Below are 14436 nucleotides of genomic sequence, written 5' to 3'. Positions count from 1 at the left end.
CAATAAAAAATTGTATTGTTCTTTTTTTACTGATTAAGAATCTCATTAATTTTTTTTATTCTTATCTATTGGATAGTCAAAACTCTCATTAACTCTTGCTCCTAATCCAAAGTGAACCTCTTCAGGCTGTACATCATTGTAAAACTCTTCAAAACCATCTACACGTAAACCATGTCCTGTCATAATTGTTAAGTGCGTATTTTTAGTAATTTGAATAATCTCATTATGTGGTAAGACAGCTTCTGGCGCTATAAAATTTCCACTTACAGTTAGAAAATACGTTTAACTTGTGTATATTTGGATAAATTTTTTCCAAATATACCATCTGATCTCGTGCAAAATTGAAAGCGAGATGAAAGGTTACATCTAAATCTTCAGTAACACTAAGTATTTGATATAAAGTTTTCAAAGGATAACCCAAATACCGAAAAATAGTTATAGTGTAATGTGGCAATCAAAGTGGTTTCTTTTGACAACAAATATTGGAAAAAATGGAGACCAGGTCTATCTAATACCCTCGCCTATTGTAACTTTATAATAAGATAAAAACCTGCCTACCAGTAACAATTTAACCAAGAAACAAAAGCCTCTCGAATAATAAAAAAGCAAATAGGCCACAATAAACACGTTCAAAGGAATAGTAGACGAATCTTTCTCTTCACATTCTAAAAATAGAAAGTGACCGTCATCATTGAAATATGGAGGTGCAATATGAATAAGCCATACCGTTGCCCAAATTGCAAAACAAACAGATCTCGATTTAATATCATTGAGCAAATCGCAACGCCTGTCAAACTCGATGCAAAGACTGGGGACGTCCTCGAAGATTATACATCTGAGAATACAGAAATGTTTCATCAGATGTATAATGGTCCAAAATACCGTATTCAATGCGGGGTATGTGGGTTGATAGAAAATAAAAATACATTTGAACAATTTGCTAAATACGAAGGGTCTTAAAGTTTGGTATATGTGTCTGCTGCTGCCCGATGATTTTTTGTTGGTGTGAAAACACTAAACACAGCAAGCCTTTTAAGGTGTAGATGTCATCTAAATTTAGGTTGTTTGGCATCATTATTAGAATTAATGCGTAATTAGATTATCGATTCATTGCTTATTGAGGATTTTTATAAATCAATTTCGCAGAGTTTGCTCAAAAAGGAACTTACTTTATCCATTTCCCTCTTCATCCGCAAACAAAAATAAACGTTCTGTAACAGGTCTATTTAAAATATTAACTAAAATTCACTTTTTGCACCCCATATTGTAATGAATGGTCGATTATAGATATGAATACCGTTTATGATGAGGAGTGTAAATTAAATGAAAAAGAATACAAACACATTTACATTTGAAGAAATTTTTGAGCAAAATAAGCGTAGGATTCATTATCACCTTCACAAATTAAACATACAAGATCCTCACCAAGAGTTTTATCAAGAAGGGCTTATCTCGATGTGGAGCGCATATAAAAACTACCAGCCAGATAAAGGCCCACTTTCCACATACTTCAACTTTATTATTCGCCATCGTCTGATTGATCTAATTCGAAAAGAGAGTCGTAGAATTGAAAGAGAAGTACTCGTCTCCACAGAGGAGGAAGCTACGTTTGAAGCAGAAGTGTATCATAAAGCGAGTAACACTAATTTTTCAGGATTAACTGTGAAAGAAAATATCAAAAGCGATGATTATCTTTGGCAGCAAGTTAAAAGATTATTAACCGAAAAACAATGGAACTGGATAAGATATTACATTATTGAGGACAAGTCATTAAAAGAAATTGCTGAACAAGAGGAAGTTTCTATTGAAGCAGTAAAAAGCTGGGGAAAAGAGGCAAAAAAGAAGCTACGAAATGCTGATTTTGAGAAAGTAATTATGGAGAGTATTGATCCGTAACGATGTGTGAAGCAGAAAATGTAACTTACAAGCCACATGAAATCAAGACGAAGACCTTGATTTTATGTGGCATTAGTATGGTATAGTCAATTGGAAGTTAAGTGCTAGTTTTTTTACACTATAATAGTTCAAGGTTTTATAAGACAGTTTCTTCTAAATGAATAGCTCAAATACCGGAATGATTCCAGTAAAAAAATGCTTTCGTTTATCAAGTGATAAATGCTTTCCTATATCCTCATCATGGAATTTCCAATTGAACATTGTACCGGTATCGATCCCCTCTATAAAAGAACTCAGCATATTCAATTAGTCGATCTTGTTCATCTCTTGTTACTCGTTGAACGTATAATAAGGGGCTATTTTCTGCTACTTTCAAAATTTTAGCCAATTCCTCATTCGCAACTACAGATTCAATTGTTTCATTAGCTTTTTTCACCATATATCCTTTTATGCGAAACAACTGATACAAGGAAGCATCCACTGAACTGAGCTCTTCAGCAAATAAAGGAATAGACGAAGGACAATATACACGTTGAAAGCCAATCGGAATTTCATCAATCCAGCGTATTCGTTCATGACAACTAACCATCGCATTTTTTGGCAAATCAAGTTGGGAACATACCAGCGGACTTGCTGGAATAGAAGCTTCAAATGAGAATAACGTTGATTGTATATTATGCTCTTTATTTTCCTCCGAAAAACTTAATAGATTTTGTAATTGCAACGATTTTTTTTGACTAAGAACAATCGTTCCTACACCATGAATCCTTTCAACGTATCCTTCATCTACCAGTAATTGTACTGCATGCCTTACAGTAATTCGACTTACATTATATCGTTTTTGTAAGTCAGGCTCTGCTGGCATCAGATCACCAACGAGGTAGTCCCCATTGATGATCTGTTGTTGTAATTCTTCATAAATAGCTAAATATTTAACTTTGTTTCTTTTCATAAGCATCCACCATACTTACTAACAAATTTGCAACTCTACCATGTTTAATTTTGTTTCTCTTCCTTAGTATTCACTATACTTGCTAATGAATTGGCTAATTCTATCAAATTAAAATCATTAGCAACTTGTACAGTCTCATATAAAGACATAAAACTTGGATCGGTTAAATCCACAAACGACCCAACCATAGACCCTACAATTGTTGCAACAGTGTCGGTATCGTACCCAATATTTACAGCATCAATTACTGCTTGCAAGGCATTGTCTTTATTTAAAGCAACTATTCCAAATGCACAAGGCACAGCTTCAGAAATATGTAAGCCGCTCCCCACCACTTGTGATAATTTACGCAATTTTTCTTCTTTTGTACCAACACCGTTTACTATATCATACGCTAATCGGATACGTTCTACAACACTTGGACCTGCTACTTCACGAGAAATGAATTTTGCTTTCGTTTCACCACGTAAAGCCCCATAAAAACCTGCACTTAAAGCCTCATCAACTGTCGCATGGGGTGCTAAGGACGCACTTGTAGCAGCAGCCACTGCACAAGCACCAGAAATAGCCAAAGCGTTATCGTGTGTTACCTGTGTAATTGTAATTGCAGCATCAATCGCACCTTCCAAATCGTTAGGATATAAAATACCAGCTGGCGCAATTTTCATTGCTGCACCGTTTGTTGCTTTGGAGGCATAGTCCACCGTTGCTGCTCCTGGTAACGGCTTCATTTTTAACGAGGGGTCTTTATACATTGCTACTGCACTTCGTGTTGTAGGACCAGCAAAACGATCAAAATACCATGGAACATTTGACCAATCCAAAATAGCTTTAATTACAATATCTTTATTAATAATACCGTCATTTTTCAAGATAGCTTGGCATAGAAAATACACTTGGGAAAAATCATCTGTAACTTGTCCTGCCTCATTTCCTAGTGCAAATGCTGTTTCTCCCGGTTTTTCAAATTTAGTTATAGTTTTACCAAATTGCGTACGGATTTGATCAAACGATAGATTTTCTGTTGCTGCTCCCATTGCATCACCAATTGCTGCTAATCCTAAAATTCCTTGTATTTTTGAGTTTAAACTCATTTTTATCATCCTTTCTATAAATAATCTTATATTTATTTTGAAGCAGACATTTCTGCTTTTGGATCCTTAATACCAAAAAGAAGTGTTAATAACAGACCACCCAAAAACGAAATTGTTAAACCAACGACATATGCCCATAACGTTGGTCCCGCAAATGCAGGGATTGTTGTCAATCCGCCAAATACAAATGCATTTCCTACTACATTAAATGCACCCATAAAGGCACCACCTAAAGCTGCACCTATACATCCCGCTACTAAAGGACTCTTAAATCTTACACCCAAACCGTAAATTGCTGGTTCAACAATTCCCGATAAAAAGACAGATGTTATTGCAGTTAATGAAAAATTCTTCAATTCCTGGCTTCTGCTACGTAGGAAAATGGCAAATGCTGCACCCGCCATACCAAAGTTCGCATTCGCACCATACGCAATAAAAGCAGAGCTACCTGTTGAAGCAATTTCCGGAATAATCACCATTGTATTCGGTGCCCAATGTACACCAAACATAATCAAAATATTCCAAATTCCACCAATAACAGCTCCCGTAACGATTTGATTTATATTTGCTAACCAATCTACAAAGCTAGCAATACCAATACTTAAGTAATTTCCAATTGGTCCAAATATTCCAGCGACTATAGGAACTAGTATCACTAATAATACTGTAGGGATTACAATCATATGCAAACTATTTGGTAGTTTACCTTTCATAAAGTGTTCCATTTTTGATTGTACCCAAGTAGTTAAAATCGCAGGAATGATTTGGCTAGTATAATTGAATACAGGAATTGAAAGACCTAGAAATGTAATCATATTTCCGCCATCACCCTGCACCAGGTTGATAAATTCAGGCATAATTAGTGCACCCATCACAGCAATCGCGATATACGGACTTGTATCAAATCGTTTTGCTGATGTAATAGCGACTAATAATGGTAAGAAATAAAACACTGAAGTCGCCGTAAGAGTTAAAATCAGATTTGTTGTGCTTTCAGTTGATAACCAGCCCAACTCATTAGCTAAAATCGTAAATCCTCGGAGCAATCCTGCGCCAGCTAACAATGGCAATAGTGGTGAAAAAATACTGACAACTAGAGCAATAAACTTGTTAAACCAACTATTCTTTTTATTATCTGTCTGAGAAAGATCTGCCATGTCCTTATTCATATCATTTGATTCAGTTGATTTCCATACCTTCATAAATGCGTTATAAACTTCATCGACATTGGTACCAATTACTATTTGAAATCCTAGGTCCCTATCAACAACCCCTGCTACACCATCTAAGGTTTCGATTTTTTCCTTTTCAACTAGCGCACGATCTTTTAATGTAGGGCGTAGTCGCGTCGCACAATGGGTTATCGACACAATATTATTCGCACCTCCCATCAACGATAACAACTGGTTTGCTAAAGATAAAGACTCTGTTTTTTTCATAAAAACTTCTCCTTTCTTTTAGACCTAGAAACATAATTGCTACCCCCAATAAGACGTTATAACGTCTTATCCTCATATTAAGAATACACAATTGTTCAATTATTGTAAAGGCTTACATTAATTGAACAATTAAATATAGTATCATATTATCCGTACAGCACACAGATAAGTAACTCCCTGGAATACGGTTTTCCATCAATGAACCAAAAACGGAATATCCCAAGTGTTTTCACTTCTTTCCACCCTGCCTACCAACAAATCTCCGCTCATCGTTTGATAATGCTAATCACTTGGAAATCTGACTGTGTAATAGGTAGTGACAGACACCTTAAATTAAAGATTGTGTAAGCAATTATAAGGCAATAATGTAATTACACAGTAGGAATGCTATACTTACTGAATTATTGGATACAAAAGGGGTTAAAGTAGCAGATGAAATATTATACATCTCACATGAAAAAACTGGTTATGCAAAATGAAGAATTACAAAAAGAGTTAAAAAGAATAATGAAAGAACATGATCTTGAAAAAAGCTTTGCGCTTAAGGCTTTGTACCATGCCGAGGTTGCTGCAGGCGCTTCAGGCGGGAAATATCAGAATGCATATCGGGAACTTGACTTACCCAATAGGTAGGTCTTTTTTTTTGAAAATCGAAGTTCTAAAAACAGAAGCGTTCTTCTGATCCTAGAGTCTGTGTAAACAGCAAAAGAGGCTGAGACATAACTAGCCTAAATTACTGAAAAATGGTTCCGATCATCGGTTTTTGATGATCGGAACCATTTTGCTTTGGATTATTTTTATTATCTACTGTTTGATTTCTGTTCATGGCGGTGTACTTCCTCAAGTTTACCGCCATGAACGCAAAACCTAATTCTTTTCCACTTTTCCTTTTCCCCTCACAGAAAAGCGAGTGAAGCACAAATTAGCCTTCAGAAATCCGAAGACTGGTTCCACATCTATTTTACGTTTGCCGTAAATTTCTCCAGTTTCTTTATTCGAAAGCTGTTCTCTTATATATTCTTTTTGTTGTTCCCATTTTTCGTTATAATAAACTTTTCGGTTATTTCCTTCTTTTGCTTTTGTGCATAAGGAACGTAACGGACAATCTGAACAGTTTTCACATTCATAGACTTTAAATGTTCGTGTAAATCCGTATTTGTCTGTTCGATTAGATAGGTAGCGGAATGACAATGTTTTATTATTTGGGCAAGTAAACGAATCTTCCTCTTCATTATATTCCCAATTAGCTAAGTTAAAAGCGTCATTTTTATATTTCTTTTTCTTCTCTTTTCGATATTGATTATATGTAATGAGAGGTGTGCGTTTTCGATTCTCTATGGTATCTTCATAATTTTGTTCACTTCCATAACCTGCATCAGCCACGATATATGGAGGTAGCTCAAAGAAGCCTTCCTCTATTTTATCCAGAAAGGGGATGAAAGTACGTGTATCAGTTGGATTTGGGAATACATCATAAGCGAGCACATATTGTCCTTCTGTCGCAGCCTGCACATTATAACCTGCTTTTAGTTGGCCATTCTTCATATAATCATCTTTCATTCGCATAAAAGTGGCATCGTGATCCGTCTTCGAATAACTGTTACGTTCTCCGAAGATCTCCATGTCGTTTTGATATTTTTGTTTGCGTGCCAAATAATCCTTAAATTGTTTTCGATATTGTTTTGGTGCTTTACGCTCTGAACGGAGTTTTTTACGCTCGCTTACACCTTCACTCTCTTCTATTTTTTTGTCATATTTTTCTACCTTGTCGTCTAGCTTTTCCACTATTTTTTCGAGTTCTTCGGTTGATATTTATCCAGACTTTCTCGTTCTATTTCTGGAATAACTTCCTTTTCCAATAATTCATCGTACACTTGGTTAGACTTCTCCACCAAATTAGTACTATATTTTTCAATCGATTTACGCCAAACAAACGTAAACTTATTGGCATTGGCTTCAATCTTCGTTCCATCAATAAAAATTGCTTCCTCATCAATTAGTTTTTCTTGGACAAGTTGGCAGCGAAATTGAACGAAGCATTGACGTAGTAACTCCTTCACTTCTGGATGCACACGAAAACGATTGATGGTACGATAACTTGGTTCATATCCTTGTGCTAACCACATCATGCGTACACTGTCTTTTAATAACCCTTCTATCTTTCTGCCAGAAAAAACAGATTGCGTGTAGGCACACAGAATAACCTTCATCATCATTCGCGGATGATAGGCAGGACAACCGGTAGTACGCAAAAACTTAATGAATGCCTCATCTGGAATACTTTCCACCACATCGTTCACAGCGTAGGCAATATCATTTTCTTGAAGTTTTATTTCTAAATCTAACGGCAATACAACTTGATTCATGGTATAATGTTTAAACATAGGGACACCTCCGAAAATTATTGTCTGGTAACTTTAATTTTATCAAAAGGTGTCCTTTTTAATTACTGGGGTTTTGTCCCAGCCTCTTTTTGGAAAGAGAAGAGTATTACGGTTTTAAAACGACTTTTATACATTCATCCTCACGATTATTAAAAATTCGATAACCATGACTTGCTTCTTCAAGGGACATTTTGTGTGTGATAATATCTCTTGGGTCAAATTCGTTATTTGTTATTTTTTTAAACAATTCTGGCATAAAATGAATGACTGGAGCCTGTCCCATTCTAAGATTAATATTTCTAATCCAAAATGCACCTAATGGAAATAGATTATAGTTACCTCCATAAACACCAGTCATTTGCACTGTCCCATACTTTCGGACAGCTTTAGTAGAAATTTGAATAGGTCCAAGGGTTCCGCCCTGCAGTTTGAATTTTTGTTCCAGAAACTCTAGGGGGGATTTCTTTCCATCCATACCTACACAATCGATGACGACATCTGCCCCACCATGTGTGATTTCTTTTAAATGTTCCCCCATATCAGGGTATTTTGTGAACTCAAATACCTCAACATTGTTCATCTTTTTCGCATGATTGATTCGGTAATCCAAGTAATCAACTGCTATTACACGCTTTGCACCTTCCATCCAGGCAAATTTTTGTACCATCAACCCAACAGGTCCGCATCCAAGAACAATAACTGTATCGCCTGATTTTACACCTGCATTTTTTACACTCCAATAAGCTGTTGGCAGAACATCCGATAAAAAGAGCAGTGACTCATCCTCCAATTCGCATGACTCCGGGATAACAAAGGGAGTGAAGTTTCCAAAAGGGACTTTTAAATATTCAGCCTGACCACCCGGATGGTTACCGAACTTCTCAGTATAACCAAAGTATCCGCCAGAATCATAATGAGGGTTTGAGTTATCACATTGGCTTTCCATTTCATGTTGGCAATAAAAGCAATGTCCACATGAAACATTAAAGGGAACGACAACACGGTCTCCCTTTTTTACTTTTGTGACTTCAGGTCCAACTTCTTCCACAATACCCATTGGTTCGTGGCCAATAATATATCCTGGGGGTAATGGCATGTTACCTTGATATAAATGCAAATCAGATCCGCAAATAGCGGTAGAAGTAATCTTAACAATAATATCGTCTTTTTTTTCTAATTTTGCATCCTCTACTTGATTAACCTGTACATGATTTGGTCCTTGATAAGTTACAGCCTTCATAAAAGCAGGGCCCTCCTATTTCTAATACTGTTAACAGTCTTAACTATGGTTAACAAAGAAAGTAAATAATATACACTCTTAGCGTAATTGTTTTATGTAAGTTAAAGAAGTTGCACAATTATTTATAGACTGATTGGTAAAACCGATAGTCTATTTTATTATCAATAGGGTACACCCTATTGATAATAGTTGGCTCCTTGGGATCATTAGCTTATCATTTCAGGAGATATTTTGCGCTTATTTTAAGTGTTATTTTGCACATCCAACTTTAAAACCCAACTACCTTCACATGAGAAGATTAGCTGAGTTTCTTAGTCGATGCTATTCCACAATCACTTTTGCGAAATGATGGATTTGTTTATTTTTTGTCTTCAAATCTGTTTTTGACTTTACATTATAGAATAAATGGTAATATACGGAAAAGACCACAAACTTACAAAGAATGTGGCCTTTTCTGTATATTTTAGCTATGCTCTATTTTAGATAGGTATTTACCCGTTAATTTAATTATTTAAAGTAGGAGAAAATAATTTATTTTTCTCTATTCGAGATTTGCATGTTTACCATACATTTTATTAGAATCTAACCCTTTTTTCTCCATAAAACGCAAGATTATGGCATCATAAAATAACAACATCGTTTGCTCAAATAGAGATCCCATTGGTTGAATGGTCTTGTAATCACCTTTAGACTGGTCTTTCGTTACCCCCGGTAATTTAACAATAATATCAGCTAATTCTCCAATGGTTGATTCAGGAGAAATGGTTACAGCTGCGACTTTACCACCTAAGCTTTTAGCTTTTTCGGCAATGGCAACTAAGGTTTTGGTTTCTCCTGAACCTGAACCAATGATTAATAGATCGTCCTTTTCTAAATTAGCTGTTACTGTTTCACCAACTACATAGGCATCAATCCCCATGTGCATCATTCGCATTACAAAAGATTTACCCATTAATCCAGATCTGCCCGCACCAGCCACAAAGATTTTCTTGGATTCTAAAATCTGGTTTACTAATTTCTCTGCTTCTGAATCAGAAATTAAGTGGACCGTTTGACTTAATTCTTGAACGACTTCGGCTAAATATTGAGTAGTCTTCATAGTTGAATTAACCTTGTGTAATTAATTCTTGCATTTCGCGAGCTGTATCTTTTTTATTTTCTTTACTCGTGATTCCGCCACCTACGATAACTAAATCTGGGTTTTGTTTAATTACTTCAGGAAGTGTTTCTAATTTGATTCCACCTGCAATGGCCGTTTTCGCATTTTTAACAACGCTCTTGATGGTCGCAAGGTCTTCGAAAGAATTCTTTCCAACAGCTTGAAGATCATAACCTGTGTGAACGCAGATATAATCAACACCAAGTTCATCTAATTCTTTTGCACGGGCTGCAATATCCTTCACAGCGATCATATCAGCAAGGATTTGTTTACCTTGTTTTTTCGCTTCTTCTACTGCGCCTTTGATTGACTCATCTTCTGCCGTTCCAAGAATCGTAATGATGTCAGCGCCTGCAGCAGATGCTTGGCTTACTTCATATCCAGCTGCATCCATAATTTTTAAATCAGCTAATACGGTTAAGTTAGGAAATGCAGCTTTTACTTCTTTCACTGCTTTAAGACCTTCATTGATCACCACAGGTGTACCAATTTCTACAACATCAATATGCTCTTCTACCTCTTTCACTAATTCAATTGCTCCGGGAATATCGACAAGATCTAATGCTAATTGTAATTTCATTTATACTCACTCCTTATAGAATATTTTAATTTGTTGTACTAAGTGGCTGTCAATAGACATGGGCAAATGTTTCCTTTTGAAAATCTATTTACTCACTAGCACGTTGTTTAGTATACTCATTATGTTGCGAAATTAAAAGTACGCACTTTTACCACATATAGTGCTAAAAAGTATACTATTGGGTAAAATAGGAGGGGGAGTGACATGTATGCCAAATTTAGGAGAGAAAGCTTTTAACTGTGAAAAAGAATTGACACTTTCAGTAATTGGTGGTAAATGGAAAATGTTGATTTTATGGCATCTAGGTAAGGAAGGAACTAAACGATTTGGTGAATTAAAGGCCCTTATGCCGGGTATTACCCAAAGAATGCTTGTTAATCAATTACGCGAACTTGAAGATCATTTAATTGTACATCGTGAAGTTTACCCTGTAGTTCCACCGAAAGTTGAATATTCATTAACTGAGCATGGAAGAAAACTTTTACCGATTTTAGAGGCTATGTACGACTGGGGCAAAGATTACATTGAGAATGTATTGGAAAAGGAAACTGAGGATAAATCAGCTGTTAAGTAGAAAAAGGTTTCTTTTCATTCTGTAAGACAATAATAACTTACCACGGTTAGCCATTTTTAACCGTGGTAAGTTATTATTGTCTATATAAAGAGTAAAAACAACAACACAAATGTTTCATATTCTTCTGCGTCAGCAAGTTTTTTTAATACACCTTTTTCCTGATCAGTAGCGGTAAAAATACGTGTTCTTGCCTCTTCCTTTCCATATTTTTGTTCCAGATAGTTACAAAAGATACGGAAGGCTAAGGCAGGCTCTGTTGTTGTTCCTGATTTAGAAATAACATTAACCGATATACCGAAGTTTTGAGGACGATCTAATTGATGACAGGCAGTGACAACAAAAAGAAACATTATTGGCCAATGCCGGTCTGACAAATACCAACCAACCCATTCACGATTATTTAACGAAACTGGAACAGAAACTTGAAGCCAGAATGACGGAAGTGAACCAACGGATTGCGTCGGGGGAAAATGAACATATCAAAAAACATGGCGCAAATAATCGCTGGATACTTTCAAATTCACGGGAAACAGAAACCATCAACCACTCCTTTTTTGATGCGTTGAACTCTATTGACATTGGCAGTGTTCTGCACTATGCAAATCAACATTGTCAATTTATAGAGGCATTTGATCATATCTTGGGGCGTTATGCGAAACGAGCCAGGGATGATCGGGTTTTAATTGCTTGTCTGATTGCTTGGGGCACCAATATGGGGTTGGGGAGAATGGGTGAAATCTCCGACATCGGTTATCCCCTGCTTGCGGCTACATCTGAGAACTTTATACGATTGGAAACCTTAAAAGAAGCCAATGATCGCATCAGTAATGCTGTTCGAAGGCTGCCGATCTTTCACCACTTTGACATTAATGAGGTCATTCATTCGAGCAGTGACGGGCAGAAATTTGAAACGAGGATCCATACGATGCGCTCCCGTCATTCCCCCAAATATTTCGGCTTAAATAAGGGGATCGTTTCCTATACAGCGGTGGCCAATCATATTCCCATCAATGCCCGAGTCATTGGCGCAAATGAGCATAAAAGTCATTACGTGTTCGATATTTTATACAACAATACAACCGATATCCGACCGGATGTGCATTCCACCGACACCCATGGAACCAATGAAGTGAATTTCGCCATTCTTCACTCTTTTGATTATGATTTTGCACTCCGCTACAAGGATATCTATCGTACCGTGAGCAAGTCGTTATCCGGATTCAAACACCCGAGCCAATACGGGGATGTCCTCATCAAACCTGTTCGAAAAATCAATACGAAGCTGATTATTGAGGAATGGGACAATATCCAGCGTATTCTATTGTCACTTGCATTGAAATCTACAACACAGAGTATTATCATTGGGAAACTAAGTGCTTACGCCCGCAAAAACAAAACCATGCGGGCCTTGTGGGAGTACGATAACATCATCAAGAGTTTGTACCTTCTGAATTATATAGACTCCCCACCCCTACGTCAAAATGTGCAACGTACCCTGAATCGGGGTGAAAGTTATCATAAATTAAAGCGAGCCGTATCCTATGCGAACTTTGGTAAACTCCGTTTCAAAACAGAATAAGACCAACAAATTTGGGACGAATGCAGTCGTCTCATCGCCAATTGCATCATTTTTTACAATGCCAGTCTATTATCCAATATGCTAGAATACAGAGACAGGGAAGCCCTCAATTCAGATGTATTGAAACGCATTTCCCCCGTTGCATGGCAGCATATTAATTTTTACGGGCATTACGAATTTAACAAATATCCGGAATCAGTTAACATGGATGCCATTATCCAAGAGTTGGCTCAATTGGAGGTTATTCCGAATGAATAATTCATATCCATTCGAAGGAAAGGTGAGAATCAATGAAACCAGAACCAAATTGGCAGCCCGTTCTAAACCGCATATATTAGACGATGCCACAGTCAACCGTGTCATCCGATCCTACACGGAACAGCTTGAATTTGCGCCGATCTACGAAAGGCAACTCGTCAAGTGGCAACAGGAAACGGATTTATCGTCGGCGCAACTGTAGGAACTGCAACGGCTTCAAAATCAGGTGAGTGAATTGAAACAGGCCGTTACCGATATTTTAGACTTGGCCAATGAACTGAAAGAGGGAACCATTGAAAAAATGTTATCGAAAAGTGACTTTAACGTTTCATTCATCCTTATCGGCTATAGTGAAAGATACTAACAAGTTGTATATAAATATCCACCACACGTTGTTTTAGAAGCTCATTAACCAAAACAAAACTCCCAAACAAACAGTTTCCCGAATAATAAAAAGCAAATAGGCCACAATAAACATGAAAATCAGAAAATGACTGTCATCACTAAAAGACATATGGAGGTGCAATACGGATCAAGCCATACCGTTGTCCAAATTGCAAAACAAATAAATCCCGCTTTAATCTCATTGAGCAAATCGCAATACCTGTTAAACTAGACGCAAAAACTGGAGAATTACTGGAAAGTTATACAGATGAGAGTACGGAAATGTTCCATCAGATGTATAAGGGGCCAAAATACCGTATTCAATGTGGGATATGTGGTTTGATAGAGAATGAAAATACATTTGAACAGTTTGCTAAATATGCAGGTTTTTAATGTTTGTATGTGTGTCTGCTGCGACCCTAATGATTTTTTGTTGTTGAGAAAACATTTATTTGAACAAACCTTTTAAGGAACCTAAACTCTGTTAATTAATGATCGATTATAAATATGAATCCATTATGATCAAGAGTATAAATTGAATAAAAAAACAATCACGTTTTTATAGCAAAAAATCATAAAATTACGTTAACCATCCCTATTCCCTTGACATAAATTTCTAAAGATTATAACATATGGATATAACTTAATTATATGCACTAGGGGTGTTATTTAACTGAGATGAGTATTACTCAAACCCTTTGAACCTGAACTAGTTGAAACTAGCGTAGGAAAGTGTAAACTCTAAATACATACTTAAAGAACATTTATGCCTTATTCTTAATATGTAGTTATTTGTTTTTACGCAGCTTTCCTATGGGAAGGTTGCGTATTTTTTATTTTATCTATCATTTTTATGATGTAAGTTTCACGCTAAATTAATAGTATAGGAGTGGTTAG

At 36.4% G+C, this 14436-nt stretch carries 14 protein-coding genes, 3 pseudogenes and 1 riboswitch; of the genes and pseudogenes, 8 read left to right on the top strand and 9 right to left on the bottom strand.

All coding sequences use genetic code 11. The annotated features are described in order from the left end of the window. Positions 1-45 precede the first annotated feature (45 nt). Positions 46-183: a hypothetical protein gene (locus tag NYE61_RS18150; RefSeq protein WP_303448815.1), complete on the bottom strand. Its 138-nt coding sequence runs from the start codon at positions 181-183 to the stop codon at positions 46-48. Positions 184-711: 528 nt separating this feature from the next. Between NYE61_RS18150 and NYE61_RS18145 the strand changes: the two genes are divergently transcribed. Together NYE61_RS18145 and NYE61_RS18140 are read left to right on the top strand one after the other, a co-directional pair. Continuing rightward, positions 712-960: a DNA alkylation repair protein gene (locus NYE61_RS18145; RefSeq protein WP_303448817.1), complete on the top strand. Its 249-nt coding sequence runs from the start codon at positions 712-714 to the stop codon at positions 958-960. Between the two features lie 363 nt (positions 961-1323). Continuing rightward, positions 1324-1896: a sigma-70 family RNA polymerase sigma factor gene (locus NYE61_RS18140; RefSeq protein WP_303448820.1), complete on the top strand. Its 573-nt coding sequence runs from the start codon at positions 1324-1326 to the stop codon at positions 1894-1896. Between the two features lie 238 nt (positions 1897-2134). Here NYE61_RS18140 and NYE61_RS18135 read toward each other — a convergent pair whose 3' ends face one another. The 3 genes from NYE61_RS18135 to NYE61_RS18125 are packed head-to-tail and all read right to left on the bottom strand — an operon-like array spanning position 2135 to position 5381. Beyond that, on the bottom strand, positions 2135-2848 hold the full coding sequence (locus NYE61_RS18135) for a GntR family transcriptional regulator (RefSeq protein ID WP_095313814.1): 714 nt from the start codon (positions 2846-2848) through the stop codon (positions 2135-2137). Between the two features lie 44 nt (positions 2849-2892). Then, on the bottom strand, positions 2893-3942 hold the full coding sequence (locus NYE61_RS18130; protein WP_095313812.1) for an ADP-ribosylglycohydrolase family protein: 1050 nt from the start codon (positions 3940-3942) through the stop codon (positions 2893-2895). 32 nt (positions 3943-3974) lie between these two features. Then, a complete protein-coding gene (locus NYE61_RS18125; protein WP_303448823.1) occupies positions 3975-5381 on the bottom strand; it encodes a PTS transporter subunit EIIC in 1407 nt (468 codons plus the stop codon). A gap of 432 nt (positions 5382-5813) precedes the next feature. On the opposite strand from NYE61_RS18125, the gene NYE61_RS18120 reads away from it, so the two are divergent. Continuing rightward, complete coding sequence (locus NYE61_RS18120) at positions 5814-6014, top strand: hypothetical protein (protein WP_303448824.1); 201 nt, start codon at positions 5814-5816, stop codon at positions 6012-6014. Positions 6015-6114: 100 nt separating this feature from the next. Here the strand turns inward: NYE61_RS18120 and NYE61_RS18115 are convergent. The 4 genes and pseudogenes from NYE61_RS18115 to hxlA form a co-directional block, all read right to left on the bottom strand. After that, a pseudogene (locus NYE61_RS18115) lies at positions 6115-7765 on the bottom strand (IS1182 family transposase). A gap of 106 nt (positions 7766-7871) precedes the next feature. Next, positions 7872-9005 carry a zinc-dependent alcohol dehydrogenase gene (locus NYE61_RS18110; RefSeq protein ID WP_065180902.1) on the bottom strand — a complete coding sequence of 378 codons (1134 nt, stop codon included), beginning with the start codon at positions 9003-9005 and terminating at the stop codon, positions 7872-7874. A 541-nt stretch (positions 9006-9546) separates the two neighbouring features. Then, complete coding sequence (gene hxlB, locus NYE61_RS18105; RefSeq protein ID WP_118890492.1) at positions 9547-10104, bottom strand: 6-phospho-3-hexuloisomerase; 558 nt, start codon at positions 10102-10104, stop codon at positions 9547-9549. A 7-nt stretch (positions 10105-10111) separates the two neighbouring features. Continuing rightward, complete coding sequence (hxlA, locus tag NYE61_RS18100; protein ID WP_118890493.1) at positions 10112-10744, bottom strand: 3-hexulose-6-phosphate synthase; 633 nt, start codon at positions 10742-10744, stop codon at positions 10112-10114. Positions 10745-10952: 208 nt separating this feature from the next. Between hxlA and NYE61_RS18095 the strand changes: the two genes are divergently transcribed. Next, a complete protein-coding gene (locus NYE61_RS18095) occupies positions 10953-11318 on the top strand; it encodes a winged helix-turn-helix transcriptional regulator (RefSeq protein ID WP_118890494.1) in 366 nt (121 codons plus the stop codon). Positions 11319-11422: 104 nt separating this feature from the next. Here the strand turns inward: NYE61_RS18095 and NYE61_RS18090 are convergent. Then, positions 11423-11611 (bottom strand): annotated as a pseudogene (locus tag NYE61_RS18090) (glucose-6-phosphate isomerase); the annotation flags it as partial. Between NYE61_RS18090 and NYE61_RS18085 the strand changes: the two are divergent. The 4 genes and pseudogenes from NYE61_RS18085 to NYE61_RS18070 all read left to right on the top strand — a co-directional run. Next, positions 11611-13155 (top strand): annotated as a pseudogene (locus NYE61_RS18085) (transposase); the annotation flags it as partial. The pseudogenes NYE61_RS18090 and NYE61_RS18085 overlap by 1 nt on opposite strands. Continuing rightward, a complete protein-coding gene (locus tag NYE61_RS18080) occupies positions 13148-13357 on the top strand; it encodes a hypothetical protein (RefSeq protein WP_095308359.1) in 210 nt (69 codons plus the stop codon). The pseudogene NYE61_RS18085 and the gene NYE61_RS18080, both read left to right, overlap by 8 nt. 24 nt (positions 13358-13381) lie before the next feature. After that, positions 13382-13519, top strand: a complete 138-nt coding sequence (locus NYE61_RS18075; protein ID WP_251660673.1) for a hypothetical protein — start codon at positions 13382-13384, stop codon at positions 13517-13519. A 167-nt stretch (positions 13520-13686) separates the two neighbouring features. Beyond that, a complete protein-coding gene (locus tag NYE61_RS18070) occupies positions 13687-13932 on the top strand; it encodes a DNA alkylation repair protein (protein WP_095308358.1) in 246 nt (81 codons plus the stop codon). Between the two features lie 255 nt (positions 13933-14187). Beyond that, positions 14188-14287, top strand: a riboswitch (TPP riboswitch). Positions 14288-14436: the final 149 nt, after the last annotated feature.

The organism is Oceanobacillus sp. FSL W7-1304 (assembly GCF_037969805.1).
In the GTDB taxonomy this organism is placed as follows: Bacteria; Bacillota; Bacilli; order Bacillales; family Amphibacillaceae; genus Oceanobacillus; species Oceanobacillus profundus.
Note: the sequence above shows the minus strand (reverse complement) of the source record. Positions and strands in the feature narration are given on the sequence as shown.

Coding starts and splice junctions, on each gene's coding strand:
- NYE61_RS18150 (WP_303448815.1), bottom strand. CDS start 183: ATGACAGGACATGGTTTACGTGTAGATGGTTTTGAAGAGTTTTACAAT.
- NYE61_RS18145 (WP_303448817.1), top strand. CDS start 712: ATGAATAAGCCATACCGTTGCCCAAATTGCAAAACAAACAGATCTCGA.
- NYE61_RS18140 (WP_303448820.1), top strand. CDS start 1,324: ATGAAAAAGAATACAAACACATTTACATTTGAAGAAATTTTTGAGCAA.
- NYE61_RS18135 (WP_095313814.1), bottom strand. CDS start 2,848: ATGAAAAGAAACAAAGTTAAATATTTAGCTATTTATGAAGAATTACAA.
- NYE61_RS18130 (WP_095313812.1), bottom strand. CDS start 3,942: ATGAGTTTAAACTCAAAAATACAAGGAATTTTAGGATTAGCAGCAATT.
- NYE61_RS18125 (WP_303448823.1), bottom strand. CDS start 5,381: ATGAAAAAAACAGAGTCTTTATCTTTAGCAAACCAGTTGTTATCGTTG.
- NYE61_RS18120 (WP_303448824.1), top strand. CDS start 5,814: ATGAAATATTATACATCTCACATGAAAAAACTGGTTATGCAAAATGAA.
- NYE61_RS18110 (WP_065180902.1), bottom strand. CDS start 9,005: ATGAAGGCTGTAACTTATCAAGGACCAAATCATGTACAGGTTAATCAA.
- hxlB (WP_118890492.1), bottom strand. CDS start 10,104: ATGAAGACTACTCAATATTTAGCCGAAGTCGTTCAAGAATTAAGTCAA.
- hxlA (WP_118890493.1), bottom strand. CDS start 10,744: ATGAAATTACAATTAGCATTAGATCTTGTCGATATTCCCGGAGCAATT.
- NYE61_RS18095 (WP_118890494.1), top strand. CDS start 10,953: ATGCCAAATTTAGGAGAGAAAGCTTTTAACTGTGAAAAAGAATTGACA.
- NYE61_RS18080 (WP_095308359.1), top strand. CDS start 13,148: ATGAATAATTCATATCCATTCGAAGGAAAGGTGAGAATCAATGAAACC.